Source organism: Snodgrassella sp. W8158 (assembly GCF_016100435.1).
Classification (GTDB): Bacteria; Pseudomonadota; Gammaproteobacteria; order Burkholderiales; family Neisseriaceae; genus Snodgrassella; species Snodgrassella alvi.
Window position 1 is genome coordinate 201,535 of record NZ_JACFSM010000001.1, and the last position, 17,636, is coordinate 219,170.

Here is a 17,636-nt window from a genome sequence, read left to right on the forward strand (position 1 = left end):
TAACTTTCTGAAACAGGACTGATTTTGGTATATTTCACGCAGAAGCGCTTGCAATGGCTGCTTTTAAGTATGTTGCTGTCTTCCCTTACCTCCATGGTGTGGGCTGTAGGCCTGCCAGCAGACAGCGATGACACAGATGACAATATTCCGCCTCCCAAAGCCGGTTTCTTGCACAGATTGTTGCACGGACGCGAGCATAACGACTCACAACAACAGCCTCAGACACCCAAGAATCCGCGTGTTCCTGTTATCATAGATATTAATAGTTCAGCCTTAAAAAAACTGATTAATGATCACCTGCCCCTGATTACTCAACAATTGATTGAAGATCTGGACGATGAGCAGCTCAGTTTCCTGGCAGAAGAAGCACCTCAGCAAACACAAACCATGCTGGAAACTCAGGGATACTTTAATGCTGAAGTTAATCTGGAGAAACAAAGTAATAGTTACATTATCCATATAAAGCCCGGCCCGCTGACCCGTATTGAAAATGTCGACGTTTCTCTGATTGGTGATGTAACCAGTGATGATAATCTGACCAACTATTACAAAACTGCTATTGATAACTGGGTGCTGCCTGTAGGTGACCCGTTTACTCAGAGTAACTGGTCTGCAAGTAAATCTTCTGTCCTCAGCGCTATTGTGCGCAAAAAATACCCGCTGGCAACCATTAGCGCCAGCCGTGCGGCTATTGATCCGCAAAAAAATAAGGCGGATCTGTCCCTCACAATTGACAGTAAGCAGGCTGTATACTTTGGTGATATTCACGTTAGCGGAAATGAACGATATCCTGTTTCAATCGTCACCGGTATGGCCGGTTTTGCTTCTGGCTCTCCCTATGATCTGGACAAACTTCTGGACTATCAGCAGGCACTGGAACAGGACAGCCATTATGGTAATGCCGTAGTCAGTGCAGATTTCGACCATATGGAAAATAATCAGGTGCCGGTTCTGGTGAAAATCAGTGAAATGCGCCGCCAGAAGCTGACCTTTGGTTTACGTTATGACACCAAAAACGGTCCGGGTTTTCGTGGTGGGTATGACCACTATAATGTTTTTCATAAAGGTTTTGTCGGTTCAACCTTGCTGGATACAGACCGCTATGAAACTACTTTCGGTTTAGGTCTGAGCCAGCCGCGTGACAATCGCGGTCACTACTGGACCAGCAATCTTAACTATACCTACTCTACTGTCCAGCATCTGGAAAGCCGCGCTCTATCCAGCGGGATGTGGAAAGTTCGAGACCGTGACGGAATTGATTCGCGAATCGGGATTGAATACGTTACTGAAAGCAGCAAAATTGAAAACGGACCTAATCTCGGACACAGCTATGCCACCATGGTGACAGCTTCATGGAAACGTCAGAACATAGAAACCCAGCTGCGACCGGCTAATGGTTATTATCTGGAAGGTAAGGTCGGCACCACTCTGGGCAAACTGATATCATCGGCATCCATGCAAAGAATAACAGCCAGTGGCGGCTACTATTTCACCCCTGAAAACAAAAAATACGGAACATGGTTTTTACGCAGCCAGATTGGCTATGTACATACCGGTGATGCAGTAAACGTACCTTCTGTGCTGATGTTCCGTGCCGGTGGCGCCAATAGCGTACGTGGTTATGAAATAGACAGTATCGGTATTAAAAGCTCACATAATTCAGTGTTACCTAACCGTACGCTGGCTGTAGCCAGTGTTGAATACCAGATTCCAGTGTATAAGGATTTTTCTCTGGCGCTTTTTCATGATGCCGGTTCGGTATCGAAAAACTTCAGCGACATGCAATGGCGTCATGGCAGCGGATTCGGAGTACGCTGGTTTAATCCGGTTGCCCCGTTTGCCTTTGATATAGCCTATGGCCATCATGATGAAAAATGGCGCTGGTCTATCAGTTTGGGAACTAAATTCTAATGGCTGAAACCACTATCAACTCAGGCGAAACACCAGTTCCCGCCACGCCGCCTTCCGTACCCCCGCGTAAACCACGCTGGAAATCATGGCTGAAAACCAGTCTGTATTCTCTTCTGGCTTTGTTTATTATTATTGTGGCACTATTATGCTGGCTGATTGGTACCGAATCCGGTCTGCGTTTTGGTGTACATACTGTCCCGAAATGGTTTGGTGTGCACATCCAGACAAAAAATCTGACTGGTAGTATCTGGCGCGGGTTTTCCGGCACAGATATTCACGTCAGCCATCGCGATTTTGACTTATCCATAGATAAAGTACGTCTTGACTGGAACAATCGTGAATTATGGCGACGTCGCTTCCACGTACGGCTGCTCGATGTTGGTAAAATTAATTATACAGACCATAGTGTACCCAAACCCAAGCCCGTTCCTACCCTACCCAACAGCATCAGCGTGCCATTACAAGTTATTATTGATAACATTCAGCTTGGTGGATTCACACTGGGTAAAAAAGAAACGCCAGTTTTACTTGCCAGCCAGGCCAGCTACACTTTTGACTATCACAAACATCAGCTTATTCTCAGTGAGCTGAATACACCATGGCAGAACATTCACGGCAATGCAGCTATTACTACTCAGACACCCTTTATACTTAGCGGACAGCTGAACGGTAGCGGCACTCTTGATAAAACTGCGGTTGAAAGTGCTGCACTCATCAAAGGCAGTCTGCAACAGCCAGATATATTTGCCCGCCTGGACGGCGGAAATATTCATTTCCGTACCCATGCCATCATCAGACCGTATGCACTGCAACTCAATCATAAAATCATCAGCCTGAATCTTCAAAGCCGCCATATTAATCCGGCTGCTTTTAATGCAAACTTACCATTTGCCGATCTCAATCTCAATTTAGATCTGGCACCCGTAAACAACGGCAAAAGCCAGCTTGCCGGACATATTAAGCTAGGGAATGAACAGCCACTGGCCTATAACGATGCTAAACATGGCGGTTTACCTGTACGCAGTATTGAAGGTGACATTAACATCGATAATAACGGCAAACTTATCTTACCGGCATTAACCACACGTCTGCTTCAGCAGGGACAAATCATCACCCGCGGAAATATCGATAGTGCATCCAGACAACTCGATATCAACAGCCAATTATTACGTATTTACGCCAGCGATGCTCTGGCTACACCACTACCCGGTTCACTTAATGGTCATATTCGTGTATCCGGTAGTTTCAACGGCCTGATTACCCAATGGCTTCTGTCCAGTGAGAAAGGCAACAGCGAAGGTTCGATTCAGATTATTACTGATGAACAGAAACATCAGCAAACACTGATACTCGATAAACTGAACATCACCCCCAATGGCGGGGGTAGCTTTAACGCCAAAGGCAGTCTGGCACTGTATCAGAATAAAGCAATCCAGCTGGCCATCAACAGCAACAATTTTAATCCCGCCAAAGTTAATTCAGACTTTCCGGCAGGCAGTATCAACGGACATATCAACGTTAACGGACAATTGGCACAACAACCTGCCATTCAGGCAGATATGCTCTGGCATAATAGCATTCTTTCCGGTGCACCTCTTTCAGGTAAAGCCGTCATCCGCTATCGTAATCAGCATCTGGAACAGGCCAGCATTAACCTGAATGCCGGCCCGAACCGGATAGCTACCAATGGCAGTTTTGGTAAAAAAGGTGACAAGCTCAATCTTGATATCAATGCACCCAATCTGGGATTATTCGGATTAGGCATGAAAGGTTTACTCAGCACCAAAGGTTTTATCGCCGGAGAACCCAAAAAAATTACAGCAAATCTTACTGGTGCGGCACGCAACCTGCAAATTGCTCAACTACTTAACATTAATCAGCTGGATTTTAAACTTGTTGGTTCACCTGATATTAATCAGCCATTACTGGTTAACCTGAATGCAGATCATATCAGCATCGCCGGCAGCACCAGCGAAAAACCCACGATCATTAACAGTACCGACATCAAAATCAATGGCCGCGGCAGCCAGCATCAGCTTCAGGGTAGCAGTAATCTGACTCTGGATGGCAAAGCTTACCATTTTAATCTCAGTGCGCATGGTGGTCTGGACCAGCATTATCAGTGGCGCGGGCGAGTTAATGCTCTGGATATAAGTGGCGCACTTAATTTGAAACTGCTCAATCCTATTCAGCTTGAGGCCGGAACCGAGCATGTCAGCATGCAAAATGCACGCTGGGCTGCATTGAACGGTAACTTAACTCTGAATAATCTGAACTGGGATAAAAATAAAGGTCTGATTACCCGTGGTTCAGCCAGCAATCTGGCTTTGCACGAATTACACAACGTCATAGAATTACCCGTTGAGCAAAACCTGATCATTGGTGGTGACTGGAACTTCAGTTACAGTCGCCACATGCAGGGCTATCTGAAACTATACCAGCAGGGCGGTGACATTACCCTGCCACAGCATCAGCAGAAACTTGGCTTACAAAATGTACGTCTGGATGCACAATTCCAGAACGGTCATATCAATAATCATCTGAGTGGTATTACCCGTTATGGAACTACAGATGCCACACTGGTTATTACTCCTGACAATAACGGCAAAGTCAGTACTGCCCCCATCAGCGGACGTATAAAACTTGATAGCCCTGATCTGAGCACTATTCGCAATCTTCTACCCATTGGTATGCAGCTTAAGGGCAATATGCATGCCGAAGCCGGCATCAGCGGACATCTGAATGAACCTCTGCTTAATGGTACGCTTACCGGTAATAACCTTTACTACCGAGATCAGGCCAACGGCACTATTCTTGAAAACGGCAACCTTAAAAGCCACTTTCAGGGGCGGCGCTGGTTAATTGACAATCTTAGTTTTGCGCGCCGTGACGGAACTATTAAACTCAGTGGCGTAGTAGATATGACCAAACTCACTCCAGATATTAACGTTACTGCCCACTTTGACCATTACAATATTTTTGATCAGATAAACCGTCGCCTTACCATAAGCGGAAATACTCAGCTACTGTATACTATTGCACACGGAATTGTTCTGAACGGCAAACTAAAAGTCGATAAAGGTCTCTTTGGTATGCAAAAATCAGGAATGCCACAGTTAGATGACGACGTTGTCGTACTGGGTCGCGAAAAGACAGCAGAACAGCAACGCCCTACACCTATCCGGCTCAATCTCGATTTAGACATGAATGATGCTTTCCGTTTCAGTGCTGAAGGGATTGACGTTCTGCTTGGCGGTCAGCTTACTGCTACTGCCAATCCGGGCAGCACGGTTCAAATTGTTGGTACAGTAAACGTTGTTCGCGGACAATACAAAGCTTACGGACAGGATCTGGTTATTCAGCATGGGAGTACCATTTCTTTCGTAGGTCCGATGGATAATCCCAATTTGAAAATACGTGCCAAACGCCGTTATTCACAAGTTGGTGCGGGTGTTGAAGCACTCGGACGGCTGGATAGCCCGCGTATTAATCTGATAGCCAATGAAGCCATGAGTGAAAAAGACAAACTATCGTGGCTGATACTCAATCGTCCCAGTAGCGGCAGCGCCGGTGACGAAGCCGCCATTGCAGCTGCGGCCAGTGCCTGGCTTGCCGGAGGCCTGAATGACAAGCTTGGTTTACTTGACGAAATCGGCCTTACCAGCCAGCAAACCCGAAATACTCAGACTGGCGAAATGAATCCTGCAGAACAGGCCATCACAATCGGCAAACATCTGTCTAACAATCTTTATATCAGCTATCTGTATGGAATTGAAAGTGCGACCCAGACCGTCAGCATTACCTATCAGATTAGCCGTGCACTGCAAAGCATTGTGCGCGTAGGTACCGGATCGGCCGGAGGTGAAATCCGCTATACCCACCGTTTTGATTAAATCATCACTGATAAAAATGTTCAGAGTACACAACCTGCACATGGTTTAAAATACTCTGAACATTTTATATATTGCTTTAATTATAAAAATAAATAAATTATATTATTTAATTAATTTTATATGTAAATATTTGTTATAATAATTTTATTATGGAAAAAATAGAAAAAATACTCTTGTCAGTGGCTGCCATAGTTTTTAGCGTTTCGATTATAGGTTTAACTCTATCCGATGCGAAATTTATTTTCGGGCTTGCCAGACACGGAAAAGAAACATTAGCTACGGTAATAGATACCAAATCCCAAGACGAAGGACGTGGGATAGTCCTCCATATACTGACAGTAGAATACACCGACAACTATAATAAAACCTATATCAAAAATGATATTAAAACCTATAAAAACTTAAATCCTGGCGATAAAATTACAATTATTTATAATAAATTTTCTCCTCAGGTAGCCGATATCAAAGGCAACCATAACCGTAAAAATAATTTTTCTGCAGAACTATTCGCCTCCTTTATGATTATCATTGCTGCAATTTATTATTATCAGGAATTTAAATTCAATCCAAATTATTGGAAATTTAAAAAAAGATATTAGTATCAGTTTTAGATAAAAAAATAGTGTATTGAATTTACTAACGAGAAACAATATCTTTTTTACTGAATAATTATTTCCTTTAAAGAAACAGAATGAACACATTACAAAATGTGTAGGTTTTTGGTTACCTAGTAGAGACAGAGCAGCTTTACTAATGAATCCTGCAGAACAGGTCATCACAATCGACAAACATCTGTCTGATAATCTTTATATCTGTTATCTGTATGGAATTGAAAGTGCGACCCAGATCATCAGCATCATCTATCAGATTAGCAGTGCACTGCAAAGCATTGTGTGCATAGGTACCAGATCGGCTGGAGGTGAAATCCGCTATACCCGCCGTTTCGATTAAGTCATCACTGATAAAAATGTTCAGAGTTCACAACCGGCACATGGTTTAAAATACTCTGAACATTTTATATACTACTTGAATTGTAAAAATAAATAAATTATATTAGTACAATGAATTTTATATATAAATATCTGTTATTAGCTCCTTATTATGAAAAAAATAAACAAAATAATAATAATATCCTGCTATATCAGCCTTGTAGTTCTTACCGCACTATATATGGCTGTAACTTTCTCCGATGCGAAAATTATTTTCGGACTTGCCAGACATGGGGAAGAAACATTAGCTACGATAGTAACTAGCGAATCCTATGTCTATAGAAATCGTGAATATTATTTAGTAACAGCCAAATTTACTGATAAATATAATAAAACTTATATTACAAATACTATCAAAACCGAAAATAGCTTGAAGCCTGGCGATAAAATTACAATTATTTATAATAAATTTTCTCCTCAAGTTGCCGATCGCAAAGACAACAGTTTGCGCAAAAAGAAATTTAATATAAATTTATATATTTGCTTTATTTTTATTATTCTTACAATTCAAGGGTATCAGGAATTCAAATCCAGTCCAAATTTTTGGAGATCCAAAAGAAAATATAAGCATAAGCTTTAAGTAAAAATTTAATACAAAATAAATAATCTTTTTTCTAAAGATATTAGCTTAAGATATTAGCTTATATTCTTGAAAAAAATCCAATCTATTCCAATTTAACTTTTATCAGACATAATTCCAGGTTTATAATAATTATTTCAGCAGATACATAAAATTATTACTGACACCTGTGTCTACTGAAAATGCCAATTAAGTAACAATCTGCAATTATTTAAACCTATTTTCTGTCTTAAAACGACCAACAACAGTAAACCACTCAGCCCGCACAAACAGACCCGTCAGCAACAGAAAATTTTCTAATCATTCCAGCATATCAGCAACACCTATTATCGAAATGCTATTGATCCAGTCTCGTCAGTTATAAAAATCGCCATTATCAGAATATTGTGCGCATAGGTACCGGATCAGCCGGAATGAAATTCGTTATATCCGCCGTTTTGATTAAGTCATCACTGATAAAGATGTTCAGAGCACACAACCGACACATGGTTTGAAATACTCTGAACATTCTATATATTGCTTGAATTGTAAAAATAAATAAATTATATTATTTAATTAATTTAATATGTAAATATTTATTATTATTCTTTATATTATGAGTAAAATAGAAAAAATACTTTTGTTAGTGGTTGCCATATTTTTTAGCTTTGAGATTATAGGTACAACTTTATATGATGCAAAATTACTTTTCATACTTTCCAGATACAGTGAAGAAACATTCGCTACGGTAATTGATTCCAAAGAATCTATCTTTTCCTCAAGAAAAAATGGGGAAGTCTATATACTGACAGTTATATATACCGACAAATACAATAAAACTTATATTACAAATATTCGTAGCGATTATCACTTATCTCCTGGTAATACAATTAAAATTATCTATAGTAAATTTTTTCCTAAAGTAGCAGATATCAAAGGCAATCATAGCCGTAAATTTGAGTTTTATTGTTATTTATTTTTATCTTTTATGATTATTATTACTGCAATTTATTATTATCGAAAATCTAAATCAACTCTGGATTATTGGAAATCTAAAAAAAGATATTAGCATCAGTTTTAAATAAAAAAATTTAGTACAAAATAAATAATCTTTTTTCTAATGAAATTGGCATATATTCCTAAAAAATCCAATCCATTCCAATTAAACCTTTATAACTCTTATCAGACATAAATCCAGGTTTATAATAATTATTTCAGCAGATACATAAAATTATCGCTAGCACCGGCATCTGCTTAAAATGCCATTTAAGTAACAATCTGCAATTATTGAAACCGATTTTCCGTCTTAAAAATGACCACCGCCTGCAACAGAATACTTCCCAATCATTCCTGCATACTGGCAACACTTATTATCAAAAATAACACTATTGATCCATTCCCGTCAGTCATTGAAAATCGCCGCTATAAAAATTTTGCCGTGGCATGCTGTATGTATAAAAATGCTACGACTATACGTAGTAACCCCAAAGCAAACTCAGCCCCCATAGTATGAATCTTATCTATCTCAAACATAGTAATTTCTGCCATTCATTCATAAAAAACATGAAAATAGTGTATTGAATTTACTAAAAAGAAACGATATCATTTTTATTAAATAATTATTTCCTTTAAAGAAACAGAATGGACACATTACAAAGCATGTGGGTTTTCCGTTACGTAGTAGAGTTAGGCAGCTTCACTAAAGCAGCTGAATTTATGGATATTTCTACTGCGATGGCCAGTAAACACCTGCATCATCTGGAAAAAAACATTCAGGCTAAACTACTCAACCGTACCAGCCGTCGCATCAGCCTTACCGAAGCCGGACAGGAATACTATCATCGCTGTGTAGAAGCACTGGATACACTTACCGAAGCCAAACGTGTTGCACAGGCTGGTACGGTCAAACCGCAGGGCTTACTTAAAATTACCGCTCCTAACTGGTGTGCTTCACGTCAGTTTAGTGAAATTCTATCAGAATACCGGCAGCAATTTCCGGAAGTAAGTTTATCCATCAACCTGGACAGCCGGCGTACCGATCTGGTTGCAGAGGGTATCGATCTTGCTTTACGTGTCACCAATAACCCTGAACCCAATCTCATTGTTAAACCCATTACCCCCATTGATTTTTTATGGGTAGCCAGCCCGAAATATCTGCAAAAATACGGCATGCCGCATACTGTAGCAGACCTGAAACAGCATTATGGTCTGTTACCACAATATGTTCATCTTGATTTACCACTTATTCCTGCCTGTACCAGTAACAGTGCTCTGCTAATACACAAGATGGCGCTTAATCATATGGGACTGGCATACTTGCCTGAATGGATGGTGAGAGAAGATATACAACAAAAACGTTTAGAAATCATCGAACACATCGCTTGTCCGGAAAGCCATACACTGTATGCGGCCTATATGAATCGTGAATTTCTCAGCGCTAAAGTGCGTAGTTTTATTGATTTTCTGGCAGAAAAATTTGAAACTGCTAAAAACCGCTAAAATCCAATAAAAAGTCTAAGGGGAGAACAGTATGCTCAGCCACGTTAATGCCATCAGCTTTTTACAGCAATTATTTCGCTATACTATCGAAGAAGCCAGTCCGGTGAATAAAATGAGTAACTGGTTACCACAGACCAATCCATGCGGACGAGTGATAGTTGTCGGTGCAGGCAAAGCTGCTGCTGCCATGGCGGCTGAATGGGAAAGAATCTGGCCGCAAGACTATCCGCCATTATCCGGTGTCGTTGTTACCCGCTACGGACACACTACCCCTACAAAGCACATCAAAGTACTCGAAGCCAGTCATCCCCTGCCGGACACTGCCGGACAGGCTGCTGCTCAGGCCTTACTTAATGCTGTTAGCGGACTAAATCCGCACGATCAGGTATATTATCTCGTTTCCGGCGGTGCTTCCGCTCTGACCACACTGCCTGTTAGCAGCATTACACTGGCTGATAAGCAATATATTAACCGCCAGTTACTTAGTAATGGTGTTCCCATAGACGCTATGAATACACTGCGGAAACATCTTTCTCGCATCAAAGGCGGTCGACTGGCTGCCGCAGCAGCACCAGCACATATCACCACTCTGGCTATTTCAGATGTAGTTGGTGATGATATCAGTACCATAGGCTCCGGCGCAGGTGTGCCCGATCCTACCACACTGGCTGATATTAAACGTATCGTTAATCAATACCAAATCGACCTCCCTGCAAGTGTTATCGCCTATTTAAACAAAGCTGATGCAGAAACACCTAAAAATCTTCCAAACAGCAGTGCTCACATAATTATTAACCCTGATCAGGTATTTACTGCCGTGCAAAATTGGGCAATTAATCAGGAAATTGAAGTACTGTATCTGGGAGACCGTATAGGTGGCGAAGCACGGGAAGTGGCTCAGGTGATGGCCGGAATCGCTCTGTTTCAGCAAAACCGGCATCAGCGCAGTAAACCTTTGCTGATTCTCAGCGGTGGAGAAACCACTGTTACCCTGAACCGGCAACAAGGACGCGGCGGTCGTAACACTGAATTTTTACTGGCACTGGCTATTGCTCTGAATGGAGCAAACAATATTTATGCACTGGCGGCCGATACAGATGGTATTGATGGCAGCGAAGATAATGCCGGAGCATGGCTAACACCTGATACATTACTCCGTGCTGAACAGGCCGGAATATCAGCACAAGATATGCTGAATAATCATAATGCATATGATTTTTTCAGCACAACCGGACAACTACTGGTGACAACCCCTACATTAACCAATATCAATGACTTTCGTGCAATCTTAGTGCTGTAAATTAAATAATAGTAAAAACCAACCTGATAAATTGTTGTTAATAAATAATATATTTTTATCAGACATACAGTAGTTAATTGCTCTAAACAATACAGATTTACTCATTTCTGAACTTTTCCGCGCGCAAAATCTACTGCCATAGTGACAGCTGCTTTGGCTTGCGGACTGTTTTTCCAGCAGCTGCTGCCAACCAGACTGGCTGCCTGCTCAGTGATATCCTGTGGGTTTGCAAGAGCAAGCTTATCCAATGAGTCAATACCCATCTGCTCCAGACGCATAATTACCTTTTCTCCTACCCCTTTTACAGTAAGCAAAGCCGCTTTTTCAGTTTCAGTAAATGCCATTTATTTCCCTTTTCTGAATATAATAATTTCAATATGATTTAAAATACTATAAATATCAGTTATACAGCAAACTGAAAAATAATCAGATTCACTCTTAGAACTGCCAGTTCTTATACTCATCCTGATAAAAGTATTTAGGCATTAAAATCAGTATTTAGCTTATCCTTATTTAATTCAGACCTAAAAAAAGCGAGTACTCAACTCGCTTTTTTTACATAACATTCAGAACCATTGTCCGAAACGGCGAATATACCAGCGTTTCACTATCTGAGTCACAATACAGTAACAACCCAGTGTCAGTACCAGCCAGGGGAAATATTGCCATGGCAGCGGTACCAGCCCGATCCAGCTGCTAATCGGCGAAAACGGAATATAAATACCAATAGCCATAATTAACCCTGTCATCAGCAATACCGGTAAAGCAGCAGTACTTTGTACAAACGGTATTCTGCGGGTACGCAGCATATGTACTACCAGAGTCTGTGACAATAAACCTTCTACAAACCAGCCGGAATGAAACAGATTCTGCACTTCTGGCGCATTAGCATGGAACACAAACCACATCAGCGCAAAAGTACTGATATCAAATATAGAGGAAATAGGACCGATAAACAGCATAAAACGGCTGATATTGGATACATCCCATTTACGCGGTTTACGCAAAAATTCCTCATCCATTTTATCCCATGGCAGTGATAGCTGAGAAAAATCATACAGAAGATTCTGAATCAGTAACTGAATAGCCAGCATAGGCAGAAATGGCAGGAACGCACTGGCAAACAATACAGAAAACACATTGCCAAAATTAGAGCTGGCAGTCATATTCAGATATTTAATAATATTGCCAAAAGTTTCACGTCCTTTGATTACGCCCTCTTCCAATACCATCAGACTTTTTTCCAGCAGAATAATATCAGCCGATTCCTTAGCAATATCAGTAGCTGTATCCACAGAAATACCGACATCGGCATCGCGCAGAGCCGGAGCATCATTGATACCGTCACCAAGAAAACCGACTGTATGTCCGTTTTCCTGAAGCAGACGAATAATGCGTGATTTCTGTAATGGTGTAAGTTTAGCAAATACAGTGTGTTTTTCCAGCAGAGGTTTCAGTTCCTCATCACTTAGAGCCTCAATTTCACTACCTAGTAAAGGCTGTCCGGCTTCAATTCCTACTTCATAACAAATCTTACGGGTAACAATCGCATTATCACCAGTTAAAACCTTAACAGCCACACCATTTTCACTCAGCGCAGCAATAGCCTGTGCAGCACTGTCTTTCGGCGGATCAAGAAATGTCAGAAAGCCGAACAGAGTAAGCTCAGTTTCATCAGCAACTGCATATTGTGCTTTCTGGGCTTCAGCAGTAATGTATTTTTTACCAATCGCCAGTACCCGAAAGCCTTCCTTATTATAGCTTTCAGCTAAAGCCAGCAATTGTTCCCGCCGCGCTGCATCTAATGGCAAATATTCTCCGTGCTCATAAACACGGCTGGAAATAGACAGCATTTCTTCCACTGCGCCCTTACAAATCAGCACATGGCGCTGTTCTTCATCCTGTAAAACCACAGATAAACGCCGGCGAATAAAATCAAACGGTAATTCATCAATTTTATGATAACCACCATCGCTGATACCCGCCCTGTTTTCAGGCTCCTGTGCAAAACGCACAATGGCTTTATCCATCAGATTTTTCATACCGCTCTGATAGGAACTGTTTAACCAGGCCAGTTGCAAAACTTCACTATCATTATTGCCATGAATATTCGTGTAATGCTCAAGAATAATTTTATCCTGAGTTAATGTACCGGTTTTATCTGTACATAAAATATCCATTGAACCGAAATTCTGAATAGCACTCAGGCGTTTTACCACTACCTTACGCCGTGCCATGGCCATAGCACCTTTAGCCAGATTGGCACTGACAATCATGGGCAGCATCTCAGGAGTCAGCCCGACAGCAACAGCAAGTGCAAACAGGGCAGCATCACCCCAGTCTCCCTTAGTGAAGCCATTAATCAGCAACACCACCGGTACCAGAACCAGCATAAAACGAATCAGCAGATGGCTTACACTGTTTACACCGCGATCAAACGCAGTCTGGCTGCGTGTACCGACAATGGATTTGGCCAGAGAGCCAAAATAGGTATCATTTCCTGTTGCCACAACCACAGCTTTAGCCGTACCACTGACAATATTAGTACCCATAAAGCAGATGTTTTCTGCATCCAGCGGATCAGCTGATAATGGCTGCTCTTCAATAGCTAGCGAGCTATTCATGCCAAGAGTATCAGATTTCTCTACCGGAATAGACTCACCGGTCAGTACGGCCTGACTGATAAACAAATCACGTGATTCAATCAGACGCACATCAGCCGGTACCATATCGCCGGCAGATAACAAAATAATATCTCCCGGTACTACTTCTTTAATCGGTACTTCAAGCTGTTCTGCATTGATATCTCTATGGCTGCGGCGCACTACTGTAGCAGTGGTGCTGATCATAGATTTCAGCGCCTGTGCAGCCTTATTGGAACGATATTCCTGCCAGAAACTGAGTACACCACTGAGCAGAACCATTACCAGAATTATTGTAATACCGCTCACACTGGTTTCTTCGCCATTATGCAAAGGAATCAGATAATCAGTGAAAAAGCTTACCAAAGCCAGCGCCAGTAAAACAAAAATAAACGGATTTTTAAAGGCTAGTAATAATTGCAGCCAGACTGATGGTGCTTTATCGTGCACAACATCATTATTGCCAAAACTGATCAGTCTTTCTTTAACATCCTGCTCAGTCAGACCATTTAAACTGGTCTGTAAATTAGACAGCGTATGGTCAAGACTATTGCGGGACTCCAGCACAGCCTTGATTACCACTGGTTGGGAAATGATTTTTTTGAATTTTTTCATAAACAGTACCTCACCGACCATGATATTTCCCGGTCGGCAGATACTGTTAACCCGGAAACATCAACGGCCTTGTTGCAGTTGTTGTTTTAATAAAATAAACGGTCGACTCGAATCTTCTTCCATTGTTTTATTCCCGGTTAAATAATCAGATACTTAATACATAGAATTAAGCACACCTTACTGAAACAACAGCTTTCTCTTCTTTATTCTGTCTGAATAACTAAAACATCTGAAAGACAGCAATATTTCAGCAAGATAGCGTTTATACATATTTGTGATGTCAGTGTCAATTATATTTACGCTATACAAATTAAAAAACAATATTATTCACAATATATAATATTAATAACGATAATATGCACATAAAACAGACAAATTTAAAAATAAATATACGCAGCAAAATAGCGGTTAAAAATTATGCTATTAACATAATAATCAAATTAAAAAAGACTGCTCTGTTTTACGTTCAGATAATCATATAACGGTTTAGGGATACCATATGCATTCAGATTATTGGCTGATACCCATTCACCAGTTATTGCACAAAATGCAGCATCCTGCCCGGTATTTATCTGAGCAGCAAAAGGCAGAATAAGCAATTGACGATGAGTTAAACGATGACTGAATTCAATACCTTCAGTTAAATCTTCAGCAGTACAACCAAACTTTGCAGCAAGTTTATACAAATCATCCAGACTGTCTGCACATGGTACACACCATAAACCACCCCATATTCCTTTAGCTGGACGTTTATGCAAAAATATTGCACCATCACAGTTACGTAAAACCAGCCAATATAGCGATAAATTTTTTACACTTACAGCTTTTTTCTTACGCGGTAATTCAGCAATACGGTTCTGGGCATATGCCTGACACAGATCGTTCATCGGACATGAACAGCATATTGGCTTACTGCGCTTACATACCGTTGCTCCCAAATCCATCAACCCCTGAATATAAGCCGGCATATCTGCTGCATTAAGTGGCAGCAAAGCTTCTGCTTTGCGCCAAAGCTGATCTTCAAAAGCTTTATTCGCAATATCACCGTCCAGAGCAAAAACCCGGCACAATACCCGCTTTACATTACCATCCAGAATGGTTTCGCGTGCATCAAAGCAAAATGCAGCAATCGCTGCTGCCGTACTGCGACCTACACCACATAAAGTTTGTAATTCCACACGACTGTGTGGAAAATTTCCTGAAAATTCAGATATAACTTGTCTGGCAGCCTTATGCAAATTGCGTGCACGACTGTAGTAGCCCAGCCCTTGCCACAGACCCAGCACTTTATCTTCATCAGCCGCCGCCAGTGCCCGGACATCAGGAAATGCAGCCAGAAAGCGCGGATAATAATCAAGTACCGTGGACACCTGCGTTTGCTGCAACATAATTTCCGATAACCATACCTTATATGGTTCACGACACTGCCATGGCAGACCATGCCGGCCATGCTGACGCTGCCAGCTTACCAGGCGAGGAGCAAACTCCGCCTCCTGCACTGCTTGTTTATTCATAACACCCTAATTTAACATAAAAAATTCATGATCAGCCTGAATAATTCAGGTAATAAACTAATATGGGTGATTATAGACATAAAACAAGAATCTGCTTTAGAAAAGCAAAATTATTTCATAATCATAAACAGAGAAATATTATCAATAGTATTAAATTTCATGATATAAAATTTAAATAACAGTGACTACTTATTAAAATCTACTGTTAAAAAATTTCAGCATTCATAGTTTTAAAATGAAAAAATAATATCCATGATAACCAATATGGTTTTATTTCAATTGATTGTATATTTCACATGCTTCCTGATTACCATTTTTACAGCTCTTACCGAATAATTCTTTAGCTATCCGTTTATTTTGTTTGACACCGGTACCATTCAAAAACATATAGGCCAGATTATACTGAGCATCTGCATTTTCCTGTTTAGCCGCCAGCTGATAATATCTGGCTGCTTTTGCAAAGTCCTGTTTCACTCCTTCACCATTCTCATACATATTAGCTAAGCTATTTTGTGAGAACGAATCTCCCTGGTCGGCAGCCAATTGGTAGTATTTTAATGATTTTATAAAATCTTGTTTAACACCCTCTCCCTCACTATACAAATACCCCAAATGAGCCTGAGCACCAATTTTTCCCTGATCTGCCGCTAATTGAAAATATTTGACAGCCTCTTCATAATTCTGTTCTATCTCTGTACCTTTGAAATACATTAATCCCATATTATATTGCGCAGCTGCCAAGCCCTTTTTAGCAGCAAGACGATAACACTGAGCAGCTCTCTGATAATCTTGTTCAATACCCTTACCATTAAACAACATCAGCCCTAAATTATAGATAGCGTAAGAATACCCTTTTTTGGCTGCCAGTTTATAATATTTAACTGATTTAGAATAATCAGCCGGGACAATCTGACCAAACTCATAAATTACACCCAGATTATATTGTGCAATTGCATTACCCTGATCAGCCGCTAATTTATAATATTTAATAGCTTCGGTATCATTTTGTTCAATACCACCATAGCCATATCTGTAATATGCACCAAGATTAAATAGTGCTTCCGGACTGTTCTTTAATGCTGCAAGATGAAAGTACTTTAAGGCTTGTTTGTGATTCTGTTTGACGCCTGAACCTTCGCTATACATCATACCCAGATTAGTCAGAGCATCGGCATGTCCTTGTTTAGCAGCCAGTTGATAATACTTAAATGCCTGCGCAAAATTTTGTTCTACCCCTATACCATTATAGTAAACATATCCTAAATGAAACTGTGCATTTATATTTCCTCTATCAGAGGCTAGCTGATAATAATATATAGCTTTATCATAATCCTGCTGAAGACTATTACCTTTTTCATACATGTTTGCCAGACTGAGCAAAGCATCTTCATTCCCTTGTTCAGCAGATAACCGGCAATAATAAAATGCCTTTGTAAAATCCTGTTTTACTCCTTCTCCATAGTAATACATCACGCCTAAATTATATTGAGCACCACTATCACCTTGTTCAGATGCTAACTTAAAATAGTTAAAAGCATTAATATAATTCTGCTCAACGCCTGCACCCTTGTAATACATTAATCCAACAGTAAATTGGGCATTAACATCTCCTTTTTTTGCAGCTTCCAGAACACATAAAAAATTATCTGAACTTTTTGTTTCCATCTTCTTATTATTCCTTTTACAGTAAGCTTTTAAACTTTTTCAGAATATT

12 protein-coding genes are annotated in these 17,636 nt (G+C 40.6%); 8 read left to right on the forward strand and 4 right to left on the reverse strand.

Going from position 1 to position 17,636, the window contains the following annotated elements; genetic code table 11:
- Window positions 1-24: 24 nt before the first annotated feature.
- The 8 genes from H3V11_RS00825 to H3V11_RS00860 all read left to right on the forward strand — a co-directional run bounded on the left by H3V11_RS00825 (window position 25) and on the right by H3V11_RS00860 (window position 11,151).
- Window positions 25-1,911: an autotransporter assembly complex family protein gene (locus H3V11_RS00825; protein WP_232335728.1), complete on the forward strand. Its 1,887-nt coding sequence runs from the start codon at window positions 25-27 to the stop codon at window positions 1,909-1,911.
- Window positions 1,911-5,804 (forward strand): translocation/assembly module TamB domain-containing protein, encoded by a 3,894-nt coding sequence (locus tag H3V11_RS00830; protein ID WP_198223393.1) that lies wholly within the window; start codon window positions 1,911-1,913, stop codon window positions 5,802-5,804. The genes H3V11_RS00825 and H3V11_RS00830 overlap by 1 nt, the downstream gene beginning before the upstream one ends.
- A gap of 149 nt (window positions 5,805-5,953) precedes the next feature.
- The gene (locus H3V11_RS00835) at window positions 5,954-6,403 is read left to right on the forward strand and encodes a DUF3592 domain-containing protein (protein ID WP_110414381.1); all 450 of its coding nucleotides are present in this window, start codon (window positions 5,954-5,956) and stop codon (window positions 6,401-6,403) included.
- A 154-nt stretch (window positions 6,404-6,557) separates the two neighbouring features.
- Window positions 6,558-6,755, forward strand: a complete 198-nt coding sequence (locus H3V11_RS00840) for a hypothetical protein (RefSeq protein ID WP_198206882.1) — start codon at window positions 6,558-6,560, stop codon at window positions 6,753-6,755.
- Between the two features lie 150 nt (window positions 6,756-6,905).
- Window positions 6,906-7,373 carry a DUF3592 domain-containing protein gene (locus tag H3V11_RS00845; protein WP_198223394.1) on the forward strand — a complete coding sequence of 156 codons (468 nt, stop codon included), beginning with the start codon at window positions 6,906-6,908 and terminating at the stop codon, window positions 7,371-7,373.
- A 595-nt stretch (window positions 7,374-7,968) separates the two neighbouring features.
- Window positions 7,969-8,421 (forward strand): hypothetical protein, encoded by a 453-nt coding sequence (locus H3V11_RS00850; protein ID WP_084586370.1) that lies wholly within the window; start codon window positions 7,969-7,971, stop codon window positions 8,419-8,421.
- Window positions 8,422-8,993: 572 nt separating this feature from the next.
- Complete coding sequence (locus tag H3V11_RS00855) at window positions 8,994-9,851, forward strand: LysR family transcriptional regulator (protein ID WP_198223395.1); 858 nt, start codon at window positions 8,994-8,996, stop codon at window positions 9,849-9,851.
- A gap of 31 nt (window positions 9,852-9,882) precedes the next feature.
- Window positions 9,883-11,151, forward strand: a complete 1,269-nt coding sequence (locus tag H3V11_RS00860) for a glycerate kinase (RefSeq protein ID WP_198223396.1) — start codon at window positions 9,883-9,885, stop codon at window positions 11,149-11,151.
- A 101-nt stretch (window positions 11,152-11,252) separates the two neighbouring features.
- Here H3V11_RS00860 and H3V11_RS00865 read toward each other — a convergent pair whose 3' ends face one another.
- The 4 genes from H3V11_RS00865 to H3V11_RS00880 all read right to left on the reverse strand — a co-directional run bounded on the left by H3V11_RS00865 (window position 11,253) and on the right by H3V11_RS00880 (window position 17,587).
- A complete protein-coding gene (locus H3V11_RS00865; RefSeq protein WP_084585912.1) occupies window positions 11,253-11,495 on the reverse strand; it encodes a helix-hairpin-helix domain-containing protein in 243 nt (80 codons plus the stop codon).
- A gap of 222 nt (window positions 11,496-11,717) precedes the next feature.
- Window positions 11,718-14,408, reverse strand: coding sequence for a magnesium-translocating P-type ATPase (mgtA, locus tag H3V11_RS00870; protein WP_232335729.1), 2,691 nt, complete (start codon window positions 14,406-14,408; stop codon window positions 11,718-11,720).
- A gap of 440 nt (window positions 14,409-14,848) precedes the next feature.
- Complete coding sequence (gene mutY, locus H3V11_RS00875) at window positions 14,849-15,922, reverse strand: A/G-specific adenine glycosylase (protein ID WP_198223398.1); 1,074 nt, start codon at window positions 15,920-15,922, stop codon at window positions 14,849-14,851.
- Between the two features lie 270 nt (window positions 15,923-16,192).
- Window positions 16,193-17,587, reverse strand: coding sequence for a tetratricopeptide repeat protein (locus tag H3V11_RS00880; protein ID WP_198223399.1), 1,395 nt, complete (start codon window positions 17,585-17,587; stop codon window positions 16,193-16,195).
- Between the last annotated feature and the right edge of the window lie 49 nt (window positions 17,588-17,636).